Raw genomic sequence first — 22,997 nt, 5'->3', positions numbered from 1 at the left:
GTCTCCTCCGGATGGGACGCCGCGACGGCCCGTGGGGGCGGCAGCACCTTCGGGGCGGCGGCGAGGGGTGATACCGGCAGGCTATCGGGGCGGGGCGGAGTGGGCCGTCCGGACCGGCGGCCCGAGCGATCACTCGGCCGGTCATGGTAGTTTCGTGGGACGGAAGCAAGCGTTGTATGCTCTTCCGGTTGCCTGGAACCGTCCAGGCTCACCCCCTTGTCCGGTCTGGTTCACGTGAGTGCTCCGGTGGGTGGGCGGGGTTTTCGAAAGTATCTGATCTGAAGTCTTGGAGTGACTCCTGTGGCTGCCAACTGCGACGTCTGCGGCAAGGGGCCGGGCTTCGGCAACAGCATCTCCCACTCTCACCGCCGTACCCCCCGTCGTTGGAACCCCAACATCCAGACGGTGCGCGCTGTGATTGGGCGGACGCCGAAGCGGCTCAACGTCTGCACCTCGTGCATCAAGGCCGGTAAGGTCTCGCGCTGACGCGCAGACCGGCATGCCGGTCCTCCAGTGAGCCGGTTCATCCTCGGATGGGCCGGCTTCGCTGTTTCCACGGCCGGCAACGCCGTATTCCGGACTCACCGGTGGTGGGCGGACCCTCTCCAGGGGCCCGCCCACGACTGTTTTCCGGGCTCTTCAGCTTTCCGGACTCCTCGGCTTCCCGGAGCCCTCAGCGCCAGCGCCAGGCGTGGTCGACCGGCCCGATCCCGGCGCCCAGCGCGAAGCCGCCGGCGATCGCACCGGTGATGTACTCCTTGGCCGAGCCCACCGCCTCCGGCAGCGGCTCGCCCTTGGCCAGGCCGGCCGCGATCGAGCTGGCCAGCGTGCAGCCGGTGCCGTGGGTGTGCCGGTTGTCGTAGCGCGGCGCCCGGTACCAGTGGACCTCCTGGGGCCCGCCGTACAGCAGGTCGGCGGCCTCGCCCTCCAGGTGACCCCCCTTGACGAGCACCCAGCGCGGACCGAGGTCGAGCAGCGCCTTGGCGGCGTCCAGCATCTGCCCCTCGTCCTCGACGGTCCGGCCGGTGAGCTGCGTCACCTCGTGCAGGTTGGGGGTGGCCAGGGTGGCGACCGGCAGCAGCTTCTCGCGGACGGTGCCGACGGCCTCCGCGGCCAGCAGCGCGTCGCCGTGCTTGGAGACGCCGACCGGGTCGACCACGACCGGGGCGTCCACCCCGGCCAGCAGCTCCGAGACGGTCTCGACCAGCTCGATCGAGGCGAGCATGCCGGTCTTCACGGCCTGCACCCCGATGTCGTCCACCACGCTGCGGAACTGCGCGCGGACGGCCTCGGCGGGCAGTTCCCAGTAACCCTGGACGCCGAGCGAGTTCTGCGCGGTGACGGCGGTGATCACGCTCATGCCGTGTACGCCGAGGGCGAGCATCGCCTTGAGGTCGGCCTGGATGCCGGCGCCGCCGCCGGAGTCGGAGCCGGCGATGGTGAGCACGCACGGGGGTGCGGCGGAGGGGCCGGGGGTGCGAGGGGGGAGGACCATGGCCCCAACCTACCTGCGCGGATTCAGAGCACGGCTTCGGATTCCACCCAGCGGCCCTCCGGCACCGTCTTCAGCCGGGTCACCGCGTCGCCGATCGGCAGCAGCTCGATCCCGGTCCGGCGCAGCGCGGTGAAGTGCCCGAACGCGCCCTGGTGGACGGCCTCCACCGCGTGCCAGCCGAAGCGGGTGGCGAGCACCCGGTCGTAGGCGGTCGGGGTGCCGCCGCGCTGGGTGTGGCCGAGGATGACCGGACGGGCCTCCTTGCCGAGCAGGTTCTCCAGCTCGTGGGCGAGCCGGTTGCCGATCCCGCCGAAGGTCCGGTGGCCGTACTGGTCGACCTCGCCGTGGTCGAAGCGCATGGTGCCGGGCATCGGGGTGGCGCCCTCGGCGACGGCGATGATGGCGAACTTCTTGCCGCGGGCGAAGCGGTCCTCGACCATCCGCGCCACCGCCTCGATGTCGAAGGGCTTCTCCGGGATGAGGATGCCGTGCGCACCGCCGGCCATGCCCGCGGTGAGGGTGATCCACCCGGTGTGCCGGCCCATCAACTCGACCACCATGACCCGCTGGTGGGACTCGGCGGTGGTCTTCAGCCGGTCGATCGCCTCGGTCGCGACGTGCACCGCGGTGTCGAAGCCGAAGGTGACGTCGGTGGCGTCGATGTCGTTGTCGATGGTCTTCGGCACCCCGACCACCGGCAGTCCGGCGTCGCTGAACAGCTTCGCGGCGGTCAGCGTCCCCTCGCCGCCGATCGCGATCAGCGCGTCGATGCCGATGTCCCGGGCCAGCACCTTCGCGTTCTCCACCGCCCAGGCGATCCGGTCGCGCCGCACGCGGGCCGAGCCCAGGATGGTGCCGCCGAGGGTGAGCAGCCCGGTGACGTCGTCGTGCGAGACCGTCCGGGTCCGGCTCTCGATCAGGCCGAGGAACCCGTCCAGGATGCCGACGATCTCGTCGCCGTGGACGTCCGTGCCCCGGTGCACCACCGAGCGGATCACCGCGTTGAGGCCGGGGCAGTCGCCGCCGCTGGTCAGTACACCGATGCGCATGTCAGGTGTGCTCCCGCTCGCAGTGGTTCGGGCCACCCGCGCCGGACGGTGTGGTGGCGGGCGGGCTCGGATGTCGCAAGCCTACGCAAAACGCACCCTCGAATCCCGTCCGCCGCACGCCCTGAGCATCATCTGCCGCGACGGCGTCCAGTGCCCATCAGCCGTACGCCGTACGCCGGTCGGCGACACCGCCCCGGGCCGGTGGGCGCGCCGGCGCCGGGCGGCCGGCGCCGGATCCCGAACGCCCGGGGCGGGCGGGCCGGCCGCACTCACTCGGCGAAGTGGTCCCAGCCGCCGACCCGGTCCCAGGGCGCGCCGTCCACGGTGACCCGGCCGCTCCGGCTGCCCGTCGGCCGGCCGGTCACCTCGCCCACCACCCGCCAGCGGGCCGGGAGTTGGACCCCGCGCGGGAAGGTCGCCACGATCGCGTGGTCCTCGCCGCCGGAGAGCACCCAGACCAGCGGGTCCACCCCGACGGCCTGGCCGATGTCCGCCATCTGCGCCGGGACGTCGAAGTCCGCGGCCTTCAGGTCGATGTCCACCTCGCTGGCCCGGGCCACGTGGCCGAGGTCGGCGACCAGCCCGTCGCTCACGTCGATCATCGAGGTCGCGCCCAACTCGGCCCCCGCCGGGCCCGCGTGGTACGGCGGTTCGGGCCGCCGGTGCGCCTCGACGAAGGCGCGCGGGGAGCGGAAGCCGCGCTGCAGCACGGTCAGCCCGGCGGCCGACCAGCCCAGCCAGCCGGTCACCGCGACCACGTCGCCGACCTGCGCCCCGGAGCGCGTCACCGCCGCACGCCCCTGCAGGTCGCCGAGCGCCGTGATGGCCAGCGTGACGGTGTCCCCGCGCACCACGTCACCGCCGACCACCGTCGCCCCGGCGACCTGGCACTCGTCGCGCAGCCCGTCCATCAGCTCGGTCGCCCACGTGGTCGGCAGGTCGGCGGGGGCGACCAGGCCGAGCAGTATGGCGGTCGGCACCGCCCCCATCGCGGCCACGTCGGCGAGGTTCTGGGCGGCCGCCTTGCGGCCCACGTCGTAGGCGGTCGACCAGTCCCGGCGGAAGTGCCGGTTCTCGATCAGGACGTCCGTGGTCGCCACCACCCGGCCGTCCGGAGCCCGCACCACCGCGGCGTCGTCACCCGGGCCGAGGTCGACCGCATCGGTGAGCGGTACCCGGGCGGTCAGCTCCCTGATGAGGCCGAACTCGCCGAGCTCGCCCACGGTCCCCTGCATCTGCCGTCCTCTCGCCTTTCATTCCGGATGGCGCTGTCATCCGTTCCGGTCCCCGTCGCGCTCCCCCGCGCGCAGCGTACGCCCTTCGGGGGTGCCGAAGTCTCCCCTCCCCGGCCCGCTGCGCGGTAGCGTGGTGATCAGACTGCCGTTGAGCCCGTTCCACCCCGACGCCTGACCGGGCGACCACGGCGGCGATCCCCGTAACCGGCCGCCGGGAGGTCCTCGTGGTACAGGCATACATCCTGATCCAGACCGAAGTTGGAAAGGCCACCGCGGTGGCCGAGTTGATCTCCGAGATCCCCGGCGTGCTCACCGCCGAGGACGTCACCGGCCCCTACGACGTCATCGTCAAGGCCGAGGCCGAGACCGTCGACGAGCTCGGCCGCATGGTCGTGGCCCAGGTCCAGAAGGTCGAGGGCATCACCCGCACCCTGACCTGTCCGGTGGTCCACCTCTAGCCCCGGCTCCGCGTAAGCCCCGGCTACCATCGGCGGGTGGCCAGAGAACTCCGCGTCCCGAAGGCGCTGACCGCCCTGCCGGCACCGATCCGCTGGCTGGCCCTGCCCGTCGCGCTGACCTGCACGGTCGTCGTGCTGGTCGGCAGCTGGGGCCCGGCCGACGGGAAGATCGAGGTGCCGGAGCCGAGCGGCAAGGCCGCCGACTACTGCCGGGCCCTGGCCGCCGCGCTGCCGCAGGAGCTGCTCGGGCACGCCCGCAAGGACCCGTCGCCCGCCTCGCCCTACGTGGCCGTCTGGGACAGCTCGCCCCGGACGGTCATGCGCTGCGGCATCGACCGGCCGGAGCAGCTGAACGGGGAGCACGCCAAGGACTGGTCCCCGACCGTCGACGACCTCACCTGGTGGTCGCAGAAGCTCGACGACGGCGGCTACCGCTTCGTGGCGACCATGCGCGCCGCCTACGTCGAGGTGACCGTCCCGTCCGGGGCCGCACGGAACCCCTTCGACCCGGCCGCCGCGCTGACCCCGCTGGTCAAGGCCAACATCCCCGGCTGAGCCGGGCCGTACCGACGTACGGAGGGCGGGCCGGGATCTCCCGGCCCGCCCTCCGCCGTACGGGACCGCTAGCGCAGGCCGGTCGAGCGGCGCATCGCCGTCTGCAGCAGCCGGTCGATCAGCTCCGGGTACGAGACCCCGCTGGCCTCCCACATCTTCGGGTAGGCCGAGATCGGGGTGAAGCCGGGCATGGTGTTGATCTCGTTGATCATCCAGGTGCCGTCCTCCAGCAGGAAGAAGTCCACCCGGGCCAGGCCCTCGCAGCCGAGCGCCTCGAAGGCCTCGACCGCCTGGCGCTGGATCTCGGCGAGCTCGTCGGCGGTGAGCTTCGCCGGGATCTGCACGTCGGAGGAGTCGATGTACTTGGCCTCGAAGTCGTAGAAGTCGAAGCCTTCGCCGACCAGGACCTCGCCGGCCACGCTGGCCCGCGGGCCGTCCTCGAACTCCAGCACGCCGCACTCGATCTCGCGGCCGGTCACGCCGGCCTCGATGATCAGCTTGGGGTCGTGGCGACGGGCCTCCTCGATCGCGGCGTCGAGGTCGGCCAGGTCCTTGACCTTGGTGATGCCGATGCTGGAGCCGGCCCGGCAGGGCTTCACGAACACCGGCAGGCCCAGCTCGGCCACCCGCTCGCGCACCGCCGCGCGGCCCGCCTCGGTCTCCCACTCGCGCGGACGCACGATGGTGTAGTGGCCGACCCCCAGACCGTGCGAGGCCAGGATCCGCTTGGCGAACTCCTTGTCCATGCCGGCCGCGCTGGCCAGCACGCCGTTGCCGACGTAGGGGACGCCGGAGAGCTCCAGGAGGCCCTGCAGGGTGCCGTCCTCGCCCCAGGGGCCGTGCAGCAGCGGGAACACCACGTCGACCTCGCCGAGGGCCTTGGGTGCGCTGCCCGGCTCGCTGAGCAGCACCTCCCGGTTGCCCGGCGCGACCGGCAGCGCGACCTGCGCGTCGACGGACTCGGCGACGTGTGCCACGTCCGGCAGCTTGCCGTCGGTGATGGCCATCCGGGCCGGCTCGTCGCTGGTCAGCGCCCAGCGGCCCTCGTGCGTGATGCCGATCGGCAGCACGTCGTACTTGTCGCGGTCGATCGCCCTGAGCACACTGCCCGCGGTGGAGACCGAGATGGCGTGCTCGGAGCTGCGCCCGCCGAAGACCAGTGCGACGCGCGGCTTCGGGGCGGACGGGTTCGGGGAGGACTGTTCGATGCTCATATCGGGTTTGAGACTACCGTGCGACGTGTTTCCGGGACGTCAACCGCCCCGGTGGCCCCCGCCGCCCGGGCCGTCAGCGCCGCCGCTCCGCCTTCGCCGAGCGCGACATCAGCGTCTGCAGCGCCTCCTGGGTCGGCCGCCCGTTGTGCACGACGTCCACCACGGCCTCGACGATCGGCATGTCGACGCCGTTGCGCCGGGCCAGGTCCAGCACCGACTCGCAGGACTTGACGCCCTCGGCGGTCTGCCGGGTGGCCGCGATGGTCTCCGCGAGCGACATGCCCCGGCCCAGGTTCATGCCGAAGGTGTTGTTGCGGGACAGCGGCGAGGAGCAGGTGGCGACCAGGTCGCCCATCCCGGCGAGCCCCGCGAAGGTGTGCGGGTCGGCACCCAGCACCTCGCCGAGCCGGGTGGTCTCGGCCAGCCCGCGGGTGATCAGCGTCGCCTTGGTGTTGTCGCCGAGCCCCATGCCGGCCGCCATGCCGACCGCCAGGCCGATCACGTTCTTGACCGCGCCGCCGAGTTCGCAGCCCACCACGTCGGTGTTGGTGTACGGCCGGAAGTACGGCGTGTGGCAGGCCGCCTGGAGGCGCTTGGCGACCGCCTCGTCGGTGCAGGCGACGACACTGGCCGCGGGCTGCCGGTTGGCGATCTCCTTGGCCAGGTTGGGCCCGCTGACCACCGCGACGCGCTCCGGACCGACCTTGGTGACCTCGTCGATCACCTCGCTCATCCGCTTGGCGGTGCCGAGTTCGATGCCCTTCATCAGGCTGACCAGCACGGTCTGCGGCTCGATCAGCGGCGTCCAGGCGGCCAGGTTGTCGCGCAGCGTCTGCGAGGGCACCACCAGGACCGCGAAGTCGGCGCCGGCCAGCGCCTCGGCGGCGTCGGTGGTGGCCCGCACCGAGTCGGGCAGCCGGACGCCCGGCAGGTAGTCCGGGTTCTCGTGCGTGGAGTTGACGGCGTCCACCAGCTCCTGGCGGCGGGCCCAGAGCACGACCTCGCAGCCGGCGTCGGCGAGCACCATCGCGAACGCGGTGCCCCAGGAGCCGGTCCCCATCACGGCGCAGCGGGTCACTTGCCGGCCTCCTCGGTGCCCTTGCCGCGCTCGCCCTTGGCGCGCCGGCGCTCGGCCAGCGCCGTGGCGGCGCGCTCGCGGGCGGCCTTGCGCATGTCGTAGCGCTCGGCCGGCGGCTGCTCGCCGCGGACCTCGGCCAGCACGGCGGTGATCGCCGTCATGATGTCCTCGGTCGCGTCCGCGAGCACCTGGGAGGTGAGCTCCTGCCCCTGGTACTTGCTCAGGTCCACCGCCGGACCGGCCGCGACGGTCACCCGGTGGCGAGGGAAGAGGTTGAACTTGCCCTTCCCGTACCCGGGCCGGCCGTACGGCGGGATGATCTCGTGCGCGCCCCAGTGGGCGACCGGGATGACCGGCGCGCCGGTCATCAGCGCGACCCGGGCGACACCGCTCTTGCCGGTCATCGGCCACAGGTCCGGGTCCCGGGTGAGCGTTCCCTCCGGGTAGAACTGCACGCACTGGCCGCCGTCGACGGCGTCGATCGCGGCCCGGAAGGCCTGCGCCGCGTCGGTCGACTCGCGGAACACCGGAATCTGACCGGTCTTGCGCAGCATGAATCCGATGAAGGGAATGGAGAACAACGAGGACTTGCCGAGAATTCGCGGCGGGCGACCGCTGTTGTACTGCCAGTGCGCGTAGATCACCGGGTCGATGATCGAATTGTGGTTCACCGCGGCGATGAAGCCGCCTTCCTTGGGAATGTGCTCCCAGCCGCGCCAGTCGGGCTTCACCAGGGCGGTCGTCACCGGCTTCACCAGCACGGCCGCGAAGCGGTACCAGATGCCGTAGTCGGCGTTGCCGAACTTGGCGTACGAGCGGCGGGCCACCCCAGCTCCTTCTCATCCGATGCGGCACGTGGAGTGCCGCGGTCATGGCCTCCCGGGGCCGCGCACCGGTGCCAGCGGTGCCCGGGCCACGGGCGCCGAACAGTGTCGCCCGCCCGCTCACCGGCTGTCGAGCGGCCGCGCCAACCCGCCGGGCCGGCGTGATCAAACGCACGTCCGCACAGTTCGGACGGCCTGGCGAGGGCTCCGGGACCGGCGACACAATGACGCCGATGACCCAGGACACCGTACGCCCCAGCGGGCCCGTCGCGCCCGCCGCACCCACCGCCGGCTGGTCGCTGGTGCTGCCGCTCAAGCCGCTCGCGCAGGCGAAGAGCAGACTCGCCCCCTACGCCGGAGCGCACCGGGCCGACCTGGCGATGTCCTTCGCGCTCGACACCGTCGGCGCCGCGCTGGCCACCCCGGGCGTCGACCGCGTCCTGGTGGTGACCCGCGACGCGGTGGCCGGTGCCCGGCTGGCCGCGCTGGGCGCGCTGGTGGTCGCCGACGAGCCCGGTGGCGGCCTCAACCGGGCACTGGCGCACGGCGCGTCGACCGCCCTGGCCCTCGCCCCGGCGGCCCCGCTGGCCGTCCTCTCGGCGGACCTGCCGGCCCTGCGTCCGGCCGAACTGGCCCGGGTGCTGGGCGCGGTGCCGCCGGACGGCCGGGCCTTCCTGCCGGACTCCCCCGGCCTCGGCACCACCCTGCTCGCCTGCACCCCGGGGCGTCCGCTCTCCCCCGCCTTCGGGACCGGCTCGCGCGCCCGGCACGCGGCCGGCGGGGCCCTCGAACTGCGCCTCGCGGACGTGGAGTCGGTGCGCCGGGACGTCGACACCGGTGCGGACCTCGGCGAGGCCGCGGTGCTCGGCCTCGGCCCGCACACCAGCACAGTGTTCGCCCGTCTGAGCCCGCCCTGAGCCCGCCCCTTCCGCCGTCCCGCTGCCGTCCGGCTGCCGTCCCTCTGCCGTCCCGGCCCGCGGACCGGCCCCGCTCCGGCGCCGTCCCCGGTCCTGCTCCCGGGGGCGCACCGACCCGCTCGCTATGCTGCTGACATGCAGGCCACCGCGTTCACCTTCGACCCCGCCACCCGGGCCGGCTCCGTGCTGCTCGACGACGGGACCCCGGTGCCGTTCGACGCGGCCGCCTTCGACGCCGGCGGCCTGCGGCTGCTGCGCCCCGGCCAGCGGGTGCGGATCCGCACCGAGGGCACCGGCGAGGCCCGCCGGGTGGTCTTCGTGACGCTGCAGACCTTCCCCGACCCCGCCGGGCTCTGACGCCCGCGGGGCGCCCGCCCGCCGGGTTGCTTCGAGCACCGACCGTCCGGTCCCGCGGCCACGACCGCCCGGTCCCGCCGCACGCCGTCGAATCCTGACCGAGCGCCCGGAAACCCGAAGAGCCGCGGCGCCCGGTCTCCGTGCGTTCACGGGAGGGGTGTCGCGGCTCTTCGCCGAAGGCCGTCCGAGGACGGTCGCGCGGGACCTACTTGGCAGTGGTCTTGCGCGCAGTGGTCTTGCGGGTGGCGGTCTTCTTCGCCGGAGCCGTCTTCTTGGCCGTGGCGGTCGCCTTCTTGGCGGTGGCCGTGGTCTTCTTGGCGGCAGCCGTGGTGGTCGCCTTCTTGGCGGCGGCCGTCTTCTTGGTCGCGGCCGCCGTGGTCTTCTTGGCGGCGGTGGTCTTCGCGACGGCGGTCTTCGCCGCGGCCTTCTTGGCGGTGGCCGCCTTCTTCGCGGTGGTGGCCGTGGTCTTCTTGGCGGCGGCCGTGGTGGCCGTCTTCTTGGCGGCGGCCTTCTTGGTGGCCGGAGCGGCGGCGGCAGCGGTGGCGGCACGCTTGGTGGCGGCGCGCTTGGCGGCCGGGGTGGCGGCGACGCCGCTCTTGCCCGGGGTGAGGGAGCCCTTGGGGGCCTTCTTCACCGAGGGGCCCTCCTTCGGCAGCTTCTTGCTGCCGCTGACCAGGTCCTTGAAGCCCTGGCCCGGGCGGAAGCGCGGCACCGAGGTCTTCTTGACCTTGACCCGCTCGCCGGTCTGCGGGTTGCGGGCGAAGCGCGCGGAGCGCTCCACCTTCTCGAAGGTGCCGAAACCGGTGACCGAAACCCGGTCGCCGGCCACGACGGCACGGACCATGGTGTCGAGCACTGCGTCGACGGCCTCTGCGGCAGCCTTGCGACCGCCCAGCTGCTCGGCCACCGCTTCGACAAGCTGAGCCTTGTTCACGTCTTCCCCTTCGGAAACGAGCGCCGGATGATTCCATCCGTTCTTTTCGCACGTTAGGTATGTATCTGCGGACTTTCAATTACCAAACGCGCGAATCACCCTAGTGTCGCAATGGATTTGCGCGTCGGCGACCTCAGCCGAGCGGCGGGCGCCCCTCGTCGAGGTCATGTACAAAGCGACTCAACCGCCTTGCCGCCTCCGGAAGATCGCGCTTGGCGGTCTCGGTGACGATGAGGAGTTGACGGGTGAGAGCGGTCTTTGCATCGGCAGACACGTTCAGCGCATGCACGCGGGCGTGAGCTTGCTTCAACCGCTCGGCCACGAGCGCGTAGAGCGCTGCGACTTCCTGGTCGTCCGGCCCCTCAGCTGGCGCGGAGGTGACGTCCGGCCGATCGTCAATTCGGCGTTCGGATGGCCGGCCCATGGAGTCCTCAGCCGCGGGTTCGCCGCCCGCGTACGGAGGTTCATGGTGCCGGTGCATGTACTGATTGTGCCATCTACCCGCAGTTGTACTTGCGCGGGGCCCTCTTCCGCAAAGCCAAATGGGCAATCCGGGGCGGGCCCCGGCGCTAACTCGTGCTCCGGAACGACGGATGGCCCGGCCCCCCCGAGGGGGGCGCGGGCCACGCGGCGGATCGTCAGAATGCTTGTTCTGAGGGGAACTCAGGCGACCGGCAGAGTACGGGGCTTGAAGGCCGGACGGGTCGCCTCGAAGGCCGCGATGTCGGCCTCGTTCTGCAGCGTGATGCTGATGTCGTCCAGGCCGTTGAGCAGCCGCCACCGGACGTTGTCGTCCAGTTCGAAGGCCGCGGTGACGCCTTCGGCCCGCACTTCGCGCGCCTCCAGGTCGACGGTGATCTCGGCCGAAGGGTCACTCTCGGTGAGCACCCAGAGCCGTTCCACGGTCTCCTGCGGCAGCACGACCGTCAGCAGGCCGTTCTTCAGGGAGTTGCCCCGGAAGATGTCGGCGAAGCGCGACGAGATGACCGCGTGGAAGCCGTAGTTCTGCAGCGCCCAGACGGCGTGCTCGCGGGAGGAGCCGGTGCCGAACTCGGGGCCGGCCACCAGCACCGTGGCGCCCTGCCGCTCGGGCCGGTTGAGGACGAACGACTCGTCCTTGCGCCAGGCCTCGAACAGCCCGTCCTCGAAACCGGACCGGGTGACCTTCTTGAGCCAGTGGGCCGGGATGATCTGGTCGGTGTCCACGTTGCTGCGGCGCAGCGGGACGGCCCGGCCGGTGTGGGTGGTGAACTTCTCCATGGCTCAGGCCTCCACGGCAACGTCGGTGTCCGCCGGGTCGGCGGCGTTCAGGTCGGCGGGCGAGGCCAGGCGGCCCAGGACGGCGGTCGCGGCGGCGACCTGCGGGGAGACCAGGTGGGTGCGGCCGCCCTTGCCCTGCCGTCCCTCGAAGTTGCGGTTCGAGGTGGAGGCGCAGCGCTCGCCCGGGGCCAGCTGGTCGGGGTTCATGCCCAGGCACATCGAGCAGCCCGCGTGGCGCCACTCGGCACCGGCCGCGGTGAACACCTTATCCAGGCCCTCCTCGACGGCCTGCAGGGCGACCCGGACGGAGCCGGGGACCACCAGCATCCGTACGCCGTCGGCGATCCGGCGGCCCTCCACCAGGGCGGCGGCGGCCCGCAGGTCCTCGATCCGGCCGTTGGTGCAGGAGCCGACGAAGACGGCGTCGACCTTGACCTCGCGCAGCGGGGTACCGGCCTCCAGCCCCATGTACGCCAGGGCGTTCTCGGCGGCCTGGCGCTCCTGCGGGTCGGCGAAGGAGGCCGGGTCCGGCACGTCGGAGGCCAGCGGGGCGCCCTGGCCGGGGTTGGTGCCCCAGGTGACGAAGGGGCTCAGCTCGCTCGCGTCGATGAAGATCTCGTGGTCGAAGACCGCGTCCTCGTCGGTCACCAGGGTCCGCCAGTACGCGACGGCGGCGTCCCAGTCCTCGCCCTGCGGGGCGTGCGGGCGGCCCTTGAGGTACTCGAAGGTGGTCTCGTCCGGGGCGATCATGCCGGCCCGGGCGCCGGCCTCGATCGACATGTTGCAGATGGTCATCCGGGCCTCCATGGACAGGCTCCGGATCGCCGAACCGCGGTACTCCAGGACGTAGCCCTGGCCGCCGCCGGTGCCGATCTTCGCGATGACGGCCAGGATCAGGTCCTTGGCGGTGACGCCCTCGGGCAGGTCGCCCTCGACGGTGATCGCCATGGTCCGGAACGGGGCCAGCGGCAGGGTCTGGGTGGCCAGCACGTGCTCGACCTGGCTGGTGCCGATGCCGAACGCCAGTGCGCCGAAGGCGCCGTGGGTGGAGGTGTGGGAGTCGCCGCAGACCACGGTCATGCCGGGCTGGGTCAGGCCGAGCTGCGGGCCGACGACGTGCACGACGCCCTGCTCGACGTCGCCCAGCGAGTGGATCCGGACGCCGAACTCGGCGGCGTTCCGGCGCAGGGTCTCCAGCTGCACCTTGGACACCGGGTCGGCGATCGGCTTGTCGATGTCCAGGGTGGGGGTGTTGTGGTCCTCGGTGGCGATCGTCAGATCGGTGCGTCGGACCGGACGGCCGGCCAGTCGCAGTCCGTCGAAGGCCTGCGGGCTGGTGACCTCGTGGAGCAGGTGCAGGTCGATGAACAGGAGGTCGGGCTCGCCCTCCGCGCGCCGCACGACGTGGTCGTCCCAGACCTTCTCTGCGAGTGTCCGTCCCATCGGATTCCCTCCAGCCGGCCGCGTTGCCGGCCTTCTCGTGTCGTCGAGGTCAAAGCTGCGCCGCCCTGCGCGGGGGCGCTTCGCGCGACCTGCACGCCGGATCGCTGTCCACGATGCGGACACTCGGAGGAGGCCACATCCTGGATGTCTCCCGGGCTGCTGCATCCAGAGTGGCGCTTTTCCGGAAAGATTGAACTTGCGTCTCGCGGAATGAGACTGCAGTCTTAGGGCATGGACAACACTAGCGGCGTCGGCGTTCTCGACAAGGCCGCTCTGGTGCTGAGCGCACTGGAGTCGGGCCCCGCCACGTTGGCGGGGCTGGTCGCCGCCACCGGTCTGGCGCGCCCCACGGCCCACAGACTCGCCGTCGCACTCGAACACCACCGTCTGGTCACCAGAGACATGCAGGGACGTTTCATCCTCGGTCCCCGCCTGTCCGAACTCTCCGCCGCGGCGGGCGAGGACCGGCTGCTCGCCACCGCGGGCCCGGTCCTGACCCACCTGCGCGACGTCACCGGCGAGAGCGCACAGCTCTACCGCCGCCAGGGCGAGATGCGGATCTGCGTAGCCGCCGCCGAGCGGCTCTCCGGCCTGCGGGACACCGTCCCGGTCGGCAGCACCCTGCCGATGAAGGCCGGCTCGGCCGCCCAGGTCCTGCTCGCGTGGGAGGAGCCCGAGCGGCTCCACCGCGGACTGCAGGGCGCCCGCTTCACCGCCACCGCGCTGAGCGGCGTGCGGCGGCGCGGCTGGGCCCAGTCGATCGGCGAGCGCGAGCCGGGCGTCGCGTCCGTCTCCGCACCCGTCCGCGGCCCCTCCAACCGGGTGGTGGCCGCGGTGTCGGTGTCCGGCCCGATCGAGCGCCTGACCCGCCACCCGGGCCGGCTGCACGCCCAGGCCATCATCGAGGCCGCGAACCGGCTCACCGAGGCGCTGCGCCGGAGCTGACCCGGCCCTTCCCCCCACCCGCCCCTTTCCCCCACCCCTCCCCCACCCGGCCGTCCCCCACCGAAAGACGAAAGGGCCCCGCTCGGAGTCGAGCGGGGCCCTTCGAAGCATTTCCCGGTGCACAAACAAAAAGACCCCGGAGAACCGGGGTCTTCCATTTTCTGGCTGGGGTACCAGGACTCGAACCTAGACTAAATGAACCAGAATCACTCGTGCTGCCAATTACACCATACCCCAACACAAAGCAAGGGCCGATGGGCGAGCCCACCGGCTTCCTGCTCTGAAGTACCCCCGACCGGATTCGAACCGGCGCTACTGCCGTGAGAGGGCAGCGTGCTAGGCCGCTACACAACGGGGGCTTCCTGGCGATCCCTTGCGGGATCAGTACCCCCGACCGGATTCGAACCGGCGCTACTGCCGTGAGAGGGCAGCGTGCTAGGCCGCTACACAACGGGGGCTTTCCAGGTGATCCCTTGCGGGATCAGTACCCCCGACCGGATTCGAACCGGCGCTACTGCCGTGAGAGGGCAGCGTGCTAGGCCGCTACACAACGGGGGCTTGATCTTCACTTGTACTGCGGTACTGCTGTTACTGCGGTACTGCGCTGGGGTACCAGGACTCGAACCTAGACTAAATGAACCAGAATCACTCGTGCTGCCAATTACACCATACCCCACCAGAGTTGAACCCTCGTCGGGATCTTCTCAGGCGTTGCGCCTCTCGTTCGGTCCCGGCCGGGGGGCTTTCGCTCCCTCGTCCGTTCCCTCCCGGGCGGCGCAGAAAGAACATTACCCGACGTCGGCCCTGGCTCCAAAATCGATAACCCCAGGCAGCGGCCGGGAGGCCGGCGGATGACCTCCGGGTACGCCGCGGGCCCGGCACGAAGCCGGGCCCGCGGCCTGCTCAGCGGCCCGCTCAGGCGGCCGGCAGGGCGTCCACGGACGAGCGCAGGCGGCGCAGCGTCTCGGGGCGGCCCAGCAGCTCCATGGACTCGAACAGCGGCGGCGACACCCGACGGCCCGTGACGGCCACCCGCAGCGGCGTGAAGGCGAACTTGGGCTTGATGCCCAGCCCGTCCACCAGCGCCTCGCGCAGGGCCGCCTGGATCGGCTCCGGGGTGAAGTCCGCCAGCTCCTCCAGCGCCTTGATGCTGGCCTCCAGCACCGGGCGGGCGTCGGCGGTCAGCACCTTGGCGGCGTCGTCCGGGTCGACGGCGAACTTCTCCGGCGCCACGAACAGGAAGCCGGCCATGTTCACGATCTCGCTCAGCACGACCATCCGCTCCTGGGTGAGCGGCGCGACCTTGGCGAGCACGTCCAGCTGCTCGGCGGTCGGCTCGGCCGGCAGCAGGTCGGCGGCCTGCAGGAACGGCACCAGGCGGGCCGCGAAGTCCGCCGGGGCCAGCTTGCGGACGTGCTCGGCGTTGATCGCCTCGCACTTCTTCAGGTCGAAGCGGGCCGGGTTGGCGTTCACCTTGGCGATGTCGAAGGCGGCGACCATCTCGTCGATGCCGAAGATGTCCCGGTCCTCGGCCAGCGACCAGCCCAGCAGGGACAGGTAGTTGAGGAGGCCCTCCGGGATGAAGCCGCGCTCGCGGTACAGGTTGAGCGAGGCCTGCGGGTCGCGCTTGGAGAGCTTCTTGTTGCCCTCGCCCATCACGTACGGCAGGTGGCCGAAGCGCGGGGTGGTGCCGTTGCCGACGCCGATCTCGGCGAGCGCGGCGTAGAGCGCGACCTGCCGCGGGGTGGAGGACAGCAGGTCCTCGCCGCGCAGCACGTGCGTGATGCCCATCAGGGCGTCGTCCACCGGGTTGACCAGGGTGTACAGCGGGGCGCCGTTGGCCCGGACGATGCCGTAGTCCGGCACGTTCTCCGGCTCGAAGGTCAGCGTGCCGCGCACCAGGTCGTCGAAGGAGATGGTCTTGTCGGGCATCCGGAAGCGCAGGATCGGCTCGCGCTTCTCCAGCTTGTAGACGGCGACCTGGTCGTCGGTCAGCTCCCGGCAGTGGCCGTCGTAGCCGGAGGGCTTGCCGGCCGCGCGGGCGGCCTCGCGGCGGGCGTCCAGCTCCTCGGTGCTGCAGTAGCAGTGGTAGGCGTGGCCGGCCTCGTGCAGGCGGCGGGCGACGTCGGCGTAGATGTCCATCCGCTGCGACTGGCGGTACGGCTCGTGCGGGCCGCCGACCTCCGGGCCCTCGTCCCAGTCGAAGCCCAGCCAGCGCATCGCGTCGAGCAGCTGGTTGTACGACTCCTCGGAGTCGCGGGCGGAGTCGGTGTCCTCGATCCGGAAGACCATCGTGCCGCCGTTGTGGCGGGCGTAGGCCCAGTTGAAGAGGGCGGTCCGGACCAGGCCCACGTGGGGGTTGCCGGTCGGGGACGGACAGAAGCGAACCCGGACGGCCGGGTCAGTGTTAGCCACGCTTGATCACCTTGTTGGTGAGAGTGCCGATGCCTTCGATGGAGACGGCGACCTCGTCGCCGACGTTGAGGGGGCCCACCCCTGCGGGCGTGCCGGTGAGGATGACGTCGCCGGGCAGCAGCGTCATGGCCTCGGAGATGTGGACGATCAGCTCGGCGACCGAGCGGACCATCAGGGAGGTGCGACCGGTCTGGCGGAGCTCGCCGTTGACCGTGCAGGTGACGGCGAGGTCGCTCGGGTCCAGGTCGGTCTCGATCCACGGCCCGAGCGGGCAGGAGGTGTCGAAGCCCTTGGCCCGGGCCCACTGGCCCTCGCGCTGCTGGACGTCCCGGGCGGTCACGTCGTTGGCGCAGGTGTAGCCGAGGATCACCTCGGGCACCCGGTCCAGCGGCACCTCGCGGCACATCCGGCCGATCACCACGGCCAGTTCGGCCTCGTGCTGGACGTCCGAGGAGAACGGCGGGTACGCGATGTTCTCGGTCGGGCCGATCACCGAGGTGGACGGCTTGAAGAAGGTCAGGGGGACGTCCGGGACGTCGTGGCCCAGCTCCTGGGCGTGCGCCGCGTAGTTGCGGCCGACCGCCACGATCTTGTTCGGGAGCATCGGGCTGAGCAGCCGGACGTCCTGGAAGCGGTAGCTCTCGCCGGTGGGCTGGGGTTGGCCGAACGGGTGGCCGGCCAGCGCGTGGACGACCAGCGAGTCGGGCTGGGAGGGGTCGCCCTCCACCACGCCGAAGGAGACGCTGCCGGCGGCAGGGCTCCCTTCCCGGACGGAAAACCTGGCAATGCGCACGGCTGGGCTACCCCTCGCTTCGTCGGCCGCCCGGGGCGCGTCGCGCCCGGGCGCTGGTGGGCGCCCCGCCCGCGTGGGCGCGGCCCCGTCAATCGGCCTCCAGGCTATCGCGTGGGGGCCCGGCTGACCGCTTTGCCCCTGTTCAGCCCGGTCGGGGCGGAAGTGCCAGGACACCCCGCCCGGGCACCCCGCCCCGCCCGAGCCGGAGCCGGACGGCAGAGGGCGCCGCCGCCACGAGAGTTCGTGGCGACGGCGCCCTCCGGGGAACGCGCCGGGTCCGGCGTGCCGGGGTCCGACGCGCCGGGTCAGTCCGCCAGCACGACGACCGGGGCGACCATCAGCTGGGTGCGGCGCGGGTTGGCGGTGCTGGCCGGCAGCTCGGTGCCGTAGGTCAGGACGTCCTGGGGCTTGCGGGCACCCGGGATCTTGCTGAAGTCCTCGACCGAGGCCAGCGTCGTCCGGCGCGGGTTCGCCGTCGGGCGGCAGGACAGCGTGGACTTGTTGGCCTTCTTCGCCTGGGACATCGAGAGCACCTCGTGGTCGCGGCCGGGCGGATCCGCAGCGGATCGGCACCGGCCTGAGTGATTCCGATTGATTCGGAGGGGTTCTGGGCAGGCTGATCGGGGCCGTGCTCCGGAGCTGCCAGGTTACGAGATCTCTTTCCACAGAGACCGTGACCAAAGCTACACATTAGTCTGTGATTTTGATCACAAAATGCAGAACAAAAGGCAGATAACCGACATATCGCCGCATCGGAATTTTCCGACATTCGACAGGTATCGGGCATTCCGGAAGGTCTGTGACTCTTTTCGATCTAGGGTCCGGTTGGCATGTATCCGGCGAGTGTCCGAAAAATGCGGTATTCCGGTCCGGTTACCGCACAGTCAGTGAGATCGCACAAGCGGTCGGTAGCGCCGGGCGTCCGGTTCCTGCGGCCCTTGTTGGGATTCCCCGGCTGTGCTGGAATGCGACGGACCGTGGGTAGGGAGTGGTCCACCCCGGTGACCCGCTCTCCCGGACCGGCCGGGGAGCGGATGGAAACTCGACACCGTCCAGGCCGTGGCGACGCGGCGGGACGCCCGGTCCAGAGGTTGCGACGCCAGTGCAGGGACGTTTCAAAAGGGGTAGCGGCGCCGCGGGTAACCCGGAGTCGCGCGAGCCCATGGCAGCCCCCCAGCAGGCGGCGGCGCCCGGTGGCCCGGCAGAGCCGATCACACCCGAGGCCCTCGGCCGCCCCGAGGGGGACGGCCAGGAGCGGACGTCCACCCGGGACAGACTCCGAACCTCGCTGACCCGACGCCGGGCGACCGGTCTGAACCGGCTCGCGATGCGCAACTGGCGCATCCGCACGAAGCTGATCGCGCTGCTCGCCCTCCCCGTCCTGGTCTCGCTGGTCCTCGGTGGCCTGCGCATCCAGACCTCGATGGAGAACTCGCAGCAACTCGCCCAGATGGCCAACCTGTCCGATCTGGCCAAGAAGGCGACCAACCTCGCGGACGCGCTGCAGACCGAGCGCGACATCAGCGCCGGCCCGATCACGCACGACCCGAACGCCCAGCTGGACGACGACATCGTCGCCGCCCGCAAGGCCACCGACGACCTGAGCCGCACCTTCACCGCGTCCTCCGACAAGTTCGAGAACCTCGAACTGTCCGGCGGAAAGGCGCTGCTGCTGCAGATCCGCCGCGACCTGAACTCGGTCGCGGACACCCGCGGCGCGCCGTACCAGGTCAACCAGAACATCCAGTCGACGATCACCGCCTACGACGTGATCATCCGTGACCTGCTGTCCATCACCCAGGACATCGCGCTCGCGTCGAACAACAAGGACCTGGTCGTCTCGACCCGCGCGCTGCAGCAGTTCTCGCTCGCCAAGAACGCGACCTCGCAGCAGCGGGCCCTGATCAGCGCCGCGCTCGCCAACCCCAAGGGTCCGGACCTCAGCCTCAGCGACGAGTCCTTCGGCATCCGCCTGCGCCTGTCGTACGAGAACGCGATCGCCAGCTTCAACAACATCTACACCGCGCACGACCTGGACAACCTCCGCAGCCAGCTGAGCTACAACGGCGTCGTCGCCGACGCCGACCGCTACGCCGGCACGGTCCTCACCCAGGGCGGCATCCACCAGACCGAGCCGGTCACCTACAAGGACTGGTACGAGAAGGCCAGCGCCAAGATCAACGCCGAGAAGCGGATCGAGGCCAAGCTGATCGAGAACCTCGACGGCAAGGCCCAGGACCTGCAGTCGCAGGCCGACACGGACGCCCTGATCATCGGTGTCGCGGTCGCCCTGGTGCTGCTCGTCGCCCTCGGTGGCGCCGGTCTGATCGCCCGCTCGATGGTGCGCTCGCTGACCCGTCTGCAGGCCGCGGCCGAGGACGTCGCCGAGCGCCGACTGCCCGAGCTGGTCAAGACGCTCTCCGAGAGCGACCCGCACGACGTCGACACCACGGTCGAACCGGTCGCCGTCGACTCAGCCGACGAGATCGGCCACGTGGCGCACGCCTTCGACATGGTGCACAGCGAGGCCGTCCGCCTCGCCGCCGAGCAGGCCCTCCTGCGAGGCAACATCAACGCGATGTTCACCAACCTCTCGCGCCGCAGCCAGGGCCTCATCCAGCGCCAGCTGTCGCTCATCTCCGAGCTGGAGAGCCGCGAGGCGGACCCGGACCAGCTGGCCAACCTCTTCAAGCTGGACCACCTCGCGACCCGCATGCGCCGCAACGGCGAAAACCTCCTCGTCCTCGCCGGTGAGGACCCGGGCCGCCGCTGGACCAGGCCCGTTCCGCTCGTCGACGTGCTCCGCGCCGCCGCCTCCGAGGTGGAGCAGTACGAGCGCATCGAACTCGCCGCGGTGCCGTCGGCCGAGGTCGCCGGCCGCGTCGTCAACGACCTCGTCCACCTGCTCGCCGAGCTGCTGGAGAACGCCACCTCGTTCTCCAGCCCGCAGACCCGCGTCCGGGTCACCGGCCACGCGCTGCCGGACGGCCGCGTGCTGGTCGAGATCCACGACACCGGCATCGGCCTGAGCCCCGACGACCTCTCCGAGATCAACGAGCGCCTCGCCAACCCGCCGACGGTGGACGTCTCGGTCTCCCGCCGCATGGGCCTCTTCGTGGTCGGTCGCCTCTCGCTGCGCCACGGCATCCGCATCCAGCTCCGCCCCAGCGACTCCGGCGGCACCACCGCGCTGGTCATGCTCCCGGTGGACGTCACCAACTCCGGCGAGCGCCGCGGCGCCGGCCGCCCCGGCCCCGCCCAGGGCAAGCAGCAGCGCGGGGTCGCCCCGACGCCGCGTCAGCAGCGCCAGATGCCGCCCGGCCGTCAGGGCGGTCCGGCCGCGCTCGGCCAGGGCCCGGCCGGCGGTGCCCCGCAGGGCGGCCGCCCGCAGCTCGGCCAGGGCGGTCCGGCCGCTCCGGCGGGCCCGGGCGCGCAGGCAGGTCCGGGGGCGCAGGCCGGTCCGGGTGCGCAGGCCGGTCCGGGTGCGCCCGGCGGCCGCTCCGGCGGTCTGCCGACCCGCCAGGTCGGCAAGGCGCTGCGTGAGAACCCGGTCATGCCGAACCAGAGCCAGGGCCAGGGTCAGGGTCAGGGTCAGGGCCGACGCGGCCAGCAGCCCGCGCAGCCCAAGCAGGCACAGCAGCAGCCGCAGCAGGCCCAGCCGCAGCAGCCTCAGCAGCAGCAGTCGCCCCAGGGCGGGCTGCCGCAGCGCACCCCGGGCCGCCAGGGTCCGCCGCAGGCCGGCCAGGACGGCCTGCCCCGCCGCGGCCGCCAGCAGCAGCCCGGCCAGCAGCCCGGCCAGCCGCAGCCCGGTCAGGAGCGGCCGCGCCCCGGTGGCGAGTTCAACGGCGCTCCCGGTCCCCGGACCGGCGAGCAGCCGCAGCACGGCCGCCCCGGCGGTCCCGGTGCTCCGCAGCAGGGCGCCCGTCCGGGCAACCGTCCGCAGGACGGCCTGCCGCAGCGCGCCCCCGGCCGTCAGGGTCCCGGTGCGCCGGGCGGCCCCGGTGCGCCGGGTGCCCAGGGTGCCCCCGGCCGGCCCGGTGCCCAGGGCCCGCGCCGTCCGCAGCGCCCCGGCCCGGACGCGCCGCAGCGCGACCGCCAGCCGCAGCTGCCGCAGCAGGCCCCGCAGCAGCCCCAGCCGCTGCCGTCGGCCGAGCCGGCGCCGGTGGAGAGCACCCAGCAGTTCGCCCGCCCGCGCTTCGAGGCCAGCCAGATCGACCCGCGCGACCCGCTGGGCCTCGGCCTGGTCGAGCCGGTGCTGCCGAACGTGCCGAACCCGGCGCGTCCGGAGCCGGTGCGCCAGGAGCAGGCCCCGCAGCTGCCGCACCAGGAGCCGATGGCGCTGCCGACCGGCTCGTCCGCGGCCGCCGGCCAGCAGCCCTGGCAGCCGCAGGCCGACATCCAGCAGGCCCGGCCGCAGTCCTACCAGCCGCGCCGTCCCGGCACCTCCTCGCCGGAGTTCCAGGAGCAGGCCCCGCAGCAGCAGCCCCAGCAGCAGGCCCAGCCGCAGCAGCCGGGTGCCGACGACGCGCCGTGGCGCCCGTCCGCGAACGACGAGCGCTGGCGCCGGGCCGAGCAGGTCCGCGAGCCCTCGACCAGCGGCGTCACCATGTCGGGCCTGCCCCGACGGACCCCGCAGGCCAACCTGGTCTCCGGCACCGCCGAGGCCTCGCCGCTGACCGGTCCCCAGGTCTCCCGGGCCCCCGAGGAGGTCCGCGGCCGACTGACCAACCTGCGCCGCGGCATCCAGCAGGGCCGCCGGGCCGGGGCCGAACAGGCCGCCAACCAGCCGGGCCAACAGCATGGTGCCCAGCAGCCCGGATTCGATAGTTTCGGTGGCCGGAGCGACGGCAACGGCGCAGATCACCAGGAGCGTTGAGTTGAACCAGATGAGCCAGGCCGCACAGAACCTGAACTGGCTGATCACCAATTTCGTGGACAACACCCCCGGGGTGTCCCACACCGTGGTGGTCTCCGCGGACGGCCTCCTGCTGTGCATGTCCGAGGGCTTCCCGCGCGACCGCGCCGACCAGCTCGCCGCCGTCGCCTCCGGCCTCACCTCCCTCACCTCCGGCGCCAGCCGGATCTTCGAGGGCGGCGAGGTCAACCAGACCGTGGTCGAGATGGAGCGGGGCTTCCTGTTCCTCATGGCCGTCAGCGACGGCTCCGCCCTCGCCGTCCTCGCCGCCCCCGACTCCGACATCGGCCTCGTCGGCTACGAGATGGCCCTGCTCGTCGACCGCGCCGGCGCCGTCCTCACCCCCGCACTTCGCGCGGAACTCCAGGGCAGTCTCCTGCACTGACCTGAATCCACGCGGACCCACCCACCCGTCCCACCTCCCCGCCGGGGCCGACCCGACCGGTCCCGGCGTCTCACCCTCAGCTACCCTCAGGCAGCTGATCCCGCCTCAGCTGGCATCGTCCCAGCTGGAACCGGCTGCTCAAGGCTGCAGCACAAGGAGGACCCATGACCCCGCCCTCGACACCCGCCGGCCCGTACGGCAGCGGGTACGGCAGCGGCTACGGCGGGCAGCAGTCCGACGGCTACGAGCAGCAGCCGCTGGTCCGTCCGTACGCGATGACCGGCGGCCGGACCCGTCCCCGCTACCAACTCGCCATCGAGGCCCTGATCTCCACCACCGGCTCCGCCGAGCGGTCCAGTGGCCTCCTGCCCGAGCACGCCCGGATCGTCAGCCTCTGCCGTGAGGTCAAGTCGATCGCGGAGATCTCGGCACTCGCCGGTGTGCCGCTCGGGGTCGCCCGCATCCTCGTCGCCGACCTCGCCGAAGCCGGTCTCGTCGCCATCCACCAGCCCGCCGCCGCGGGCGAGTCGGGCGGAACGCCCGATGTCACGCTGCTCGAAAGGGTCCTCAGTGGACTTCGCAAGCTCTAACGGACCCGCCCGTGCCACGACGTCGGCCAAGATCGTCGTGGCGGGCGGCTTCGGTGTCGGCAAGACCACGCTCGTCGGCGCCGTCTCCGAGATCAACCCCCTGCGCACCGAAGCCGTCATGACCTCGGCCTCCGC

Annotated in this window: 22 protein-coding genes, 5 tRNA genes and 1 pseudogene; 10 read left to right on the top strand and 18 right to left on the bottom strand. The window is 72.0% G+C overall.

The genetic code is table 11. The annotated features are described in order from the left end of the window. The first annotated feature begins 300 nt into the window (after nucleotides 1–300). Nucleotides 301–486: a 50S ribosomal protein L28 gene (gene rpmB, locus ACZ7KX_RS35750; protein ID WP_014138233.1), complete on the top strand. Its 186-nt coding sequence runs from the start codon at nucleotides 301–303 to the stop codon at nucleotides 484–486. A gap of 187 nt (nucleotides 487–673) precedes the next feature. On the opposite strand, the gene thiD is transcribed toward rpmB, so the two are convergent. The 3 genes from thiD to ACZ7KX_RS35735 form a co-directional block, all read right to left on the bottom strand. Next, nucleotides 674–1,495: a bifunctional hydroxymethylpyrimidine kinase/phosphomethylpyrimidine kinase gene (thiD, locus tag ACZ7KX_RS35745; protein WP_470330144.1), complete on the bottom strand. Its 822-nt coding sequence runs from the start codon at nucleotides 1,493–1,495 to the stop codon at nucleotides 674–676. A gap of 23 nt (nucleotides 1,496–1,518) precedes the next feature. Further along, nucleotides 1,519–2,544: an ATP-dependent 6-phosphofructokinase gene (locus ACZ7KX_RS35740; RefSeq protein ID WP_470330143.1), complete on the bottom strand. Its 1,026-nt coding sequence runs from the start codon at nucleotides 2,542–2,544 to the stop codon at nucleotides 1,519–1,521. A gap of 269 nt (nucleotides 2,545–2,813) precedes the next feature. After that, nucleotides 2,814–3,779, bottom strand: a complete 966-nt coding sequence (locus ACZ7KX_RS35735) for a thiamine-phosphate kinase (protein ID WP_097236123.1) — start codon at nucleotides 3,777–3,779, stop codon at nucleotides 2,814–2,816. A gap of 224 nt (nucleotides 3,780–4,003) precedes the next feature. On the opposite strand from ACZ7KX_RS35735, the gene ACZ7KX_RS35730 reads away from it, so the two are divergent. Next, the gene (locus ACZ7KX_RS35730) at nucleotides 4,004–4,237 is read left to right on the top strand and encodes an Lrp/AsnC family transcriptional regulator (protein WP_350524614.1); all 234 of its coding nucleotides are present in this window, start codon (nucleotides 4,004–4,006) and stop codon (nucleotides 4,235–4,237) included. Nucleotides 4,238–4,273: 36 nt separating this feature from the next. After that, nucleotides 4,274–4,792 (top strand): DUF3515 domain-containing protein, encoded by a 519-nt coding sequence (locus ACZ7KX_RS35725; protein WP_470330142.1) that lies wholly within the window; start codon nucleotides 4,274–4,276, stop codon nucleotides 4,790–4,792. Nucleotides 4,793–4,860: 68 nt separating this feature from the next. Here ACZ7KX_RS35725 and ACZ7KX_RS35720 read toward each other — a convergent pair whose 3' ends face one another. The 3 genes from ACZ7KX_RS35720 to ACZ7KX_RS35710 form a co-directional block, all read right to left on the bottom strand. Beyond that, nucleotides 4,861–6,006, bottom strand: a complete 1,146-nt coding sequence (locus ACZ7KX_RS35720) for a D-alanine--D-alanine ligase family protein (protein ID WP_396551916.1) — start codon at nucleotides 6,004–6,006, stop codon at nucleotides 4,861–4,863. Nucleotides 6,007–6,079: 73 nt separating this feature from the next. Next, complete coding sequence (locus ACZ7KX_RS35715; RefSeq protein ID WP_396551917.1) at nucleotides 6,080–7,084, bottom strand: NAD(P)H-dependent glycerol-3-phosphate dehydrogenase; 1,005 nt, start codon at nucleotides 7,082–7,084, stop codon at nucleotides 6,080–6,082. After that, complete coding sequence (locus ACZ7KX_RS35710) at nucleotides 7,081–7,911, bottom strand: lysophospholipid acyltransferase family protein (RefSeq protein ID WP_350524618.1); 831 nt, start codon at nucleotides 7,909–7,911, stop codon at nucleotides 7,081–7,083. The genes ACZ7KX_RS35715 and ACZ7KX_RS35710 overlap by 4 nt, the downstream gene beginning before the upstream one ends. Nucleotides 7,912–8,141: 230 nt before the next feature. On the opposite strand from ACZ7KX_RS35710, the gene cofC reads away from it, so the two are divergent. Both cofC and ACZ7KX_RS35700 read left to right on the top strand, forming a co-directional pair. Continuing rightward, entirely contained in the window at nucleotides 8,142–8,825 is a 684-nt protein-coding gene (gene cofC, locus ACZ7KX_RS35705; protein ID WP_470330141.1) for a 2-phospho-L-lactate guanylyltransferase, read from the top strand. A 135-nt stretch (nucleotides 8,826–8,960) separates the two neighbouring features. Then, nucleotides 8,961–9,182, top strand: a complete 222-nt coding sequence (locus ACZ7KX_RS35700) for a hypothetical protein (protein ID WP_350524620.1) — start codon at nucleotides 8,961–8,963, stop codon at nucleotides 9,180–9,182. Between the two features lie 205 nt (nucleotides 9,183–9,387). Here the strand turns inward: ACZ7KX_RS35700 and ACZ7KX_RS35695 are convergent, their stop codons facing one another. The 4 genes from ACZ7KX_RS35695 to leuC form a co-directional block, all read right to left on the bottom strand. Beyond that, on the bottom strand, nucleotides 9,388–10,116 hold the full coding sequence (locus ACZ7KX_RS35695; RefSeq protein ID WP_470330140.1) for an HU family DNA-binding protein: 729 nt from the start codon (nucleotides 10,114–10,116) through the stop codon (nucleotides 9,388–9,390). A 133-nt stretch (nucleotides 10,117–10,249) separates the two neighbouring features. Continuing rightward, nucleotides 10,250–10,597 carry an SCO5555 family protein gene (locus tag ACZ7KX_RS35690; protein WP_380658828.1) on the bottom strand — a complete coding sequence of 116 codons (348 nt, stop codon included), beginning with the start codon at nucleotides 10,595–10,597 and terminating at the stop codon, nucleotides 10,250–10,252. A gap of 182 nt (nucleotides 10,598–10,779) precedes the next feature. Further along, nucleotides 10,780–11,376 (bottom strand): 3-isopropylmalate dehydratase small subunit, encoded by a 597-nt coding sequence (gene leuD / locus ACZ7KX_RS35685; protein ID WP_470330139.1) that lies wholly within the window; start codon nucleotides 11,374–11,376, stop codon nucleotides 10,780–10,782. Nucleotides 11,377–11,379: 3 nt separating this feature from the next. Continuing rightward, the gene (gene leuC, locus ACZ7KX_RS35680) at nucleotides 11,380–12,819 is read right to left on the bottom strand and encodes a 3-isopropylmalate dehydratase large subunit (protein WP_470330138.1); all 1,440 of its coding nucleotides are present in this window, start codon (nucleotides 12,817–12,819) and stop codon (nucleotides 11,380–11,382) included. A 231-nt stretch (nucleotides 12,820–13,050) separates the two neighbouring features. Between leuC and ACZ7KX_RS35675 the strand changes: the two genes are divergently transcribed. Then, nucleotides 13,051–13,764: an IclR family transcriptional regulator gene (locus ACZ7KX_RS35675; RefSeq protein WP_030246527.1), complete on the top strand. Its 714-nt coding sequence runs from the start codon at nucleotides 13,051–13,053 to the stop codon at nucleotides 13,762–13,764. Nucleotides 13,765–13,926: 162 nt separating this feature from the next. Here the strand turns inward: ACZ7KX_RS35675 and ACZ7KX_RS35670 are convergent. The 8 genes from ACZ7KX_RS35670 to ACZ7KX_RS35635 all read right to left on the bottom strand — a co-directional run bounded on the left by ACZ7KX_RS35670 (nucleotide 13,927) and on the right by ACZ7KX_RS35635 (nucleotide 17,496). Continuing rightward, nucleotides 13,927–14,001, bottom strand: a tRNA-Gln gene (locus ACZ7KX_RS35670). A gap of 49 nt (nucleotides 14,002–14,050) precedes the next feature. Then, nucleotides 14,051–14,123: transfer RNA gene (locus tag ACZ7KX_RS35665), tRNA-Glu, on the bottom strand. 26 nt (nucleotides 14,124–14,149) lie between these two features. Then, nucleotides 14,150–14,222, bottom strand: a tRNA-Glu gene (locus tag ACZ7KX_RS35660). A gap of 27 nt (nucleotides 14,223–14,249) precedes the next feature. Next, nucleotides 14,250–14,322 (bottom strand) — tRNA-Glu (locus ACZ7KX_RS35655). Between the two features lie 46 nt (nucleotides 14,323–14,368). Continuing rightward, a tRNA-Gln gene (locus tag ACZ7KX_RS35650) sits at nucleotides 14,369–14,440 on the bottom strand. Between the two features lie 239 nt (nucleotides 14,441–14,679). Continuing rightward, nucleotides 14,680–16,179, bottom strand: coding sequence for a glutamate--tRNA ligase (gene gltX / locus ACZ7KX_RS35645; RefSeq protein WP_470330137.1), 1,500 nt, complete (start codon nucleotides 16,177–16,179; stop codon nucleotides 14,680–14,682). Then, the gene (locus ACZ7KX_RS35640) at nucleotides 16,172–16,972 is read right to left on the bottom strand and encodes a fumarylacetoacetate hydrolase family protein (RefSeq protein WP_396551923.1); all 801 of its coding nucleotides are present in this window, start codon (nucleotides 16,970–16,972) and stop codon (nucleotides 16,172–16,174) included. The genes gltX and ACZ7KX_RS35640 overlap by 8 nt, the downstream gene beginning before the upstream one ends. A gap of 305 nt (nucleotides 16,973–17,277) precedes the next feature. Beyond that, nucleotides 17,278–17,496, bottom strand: a complete 219-nt coding sequence (locus tag ACZ7KX_RS35635) for a hypothetical protein (protein ID WP_350524626.1) — start codon at nucleotides 17,494–17,496, stop codon at nucleotides 17,278–17,280. A 638-nt stretch (nucleotides 17,497–18,134) separates the two neighbouring features. On the opposite strand from ACZ7KX_RS35635, the gene ACZ7KX_RS35630 reads away from it, so the two are divergent. The 4 genes and pseudogenes from ACZ7KX_RS35630 to ACZ7KX_RS35615 all read left to right on the top strand — a co-directional run. Beyond that, a complete protein-coding gene (locus tag ACZ7KX_RS35630; RefSeq protein ID WP_470330136.1) occupies nucleotides 18,135–21,848 on the top strand; it encodes a nitrate- and nitrite sensing domain-containing protein in 3,714 nt (1,237 codons plus the stop codon). Between the two features lie 10 nt (nucleotides 21,849–21,858). Beyond that, complete coding sequence (locus tag ACZ7KX_RS35625; protein ID WP_030248297.1) at nucleotides 21,859–22,272, top strand: roadblock/LC7 domain-containing protein; 414 nt, start codon at nucleotides 21,859–21,861, stop codon at nucleotides 22,270–22,272. 164 nt (nucleotides 22,273–22,436) lie between these two features. Next, entirely contained in the window at nucleotides 22,437–22,862 is a 426-nt protein-coding gene (locus ACZ7KX_RS35620) for a DUF742 domain-containing protein (protein WP_470330135.1), read from the top strand. Next, nucleotides 22,843–22,997, top strand: a pseudogene (locus tag ACZ7KX_RS35615) (ATP-binding protein); the annotation flags it as partial. The gene ACZ7KX_RS35620 and the pseudogene ACZ7KX_RS35615, both read left to right, overlap by 20 nt.

Source organism: Kitasatospora sp. NPDC038210, from assembly GCF_055600605.1.
Note: the sequence above shows the minus strand (reverse complement) of the source record. Positions and strands in the feature narration are given on the sequence as shown.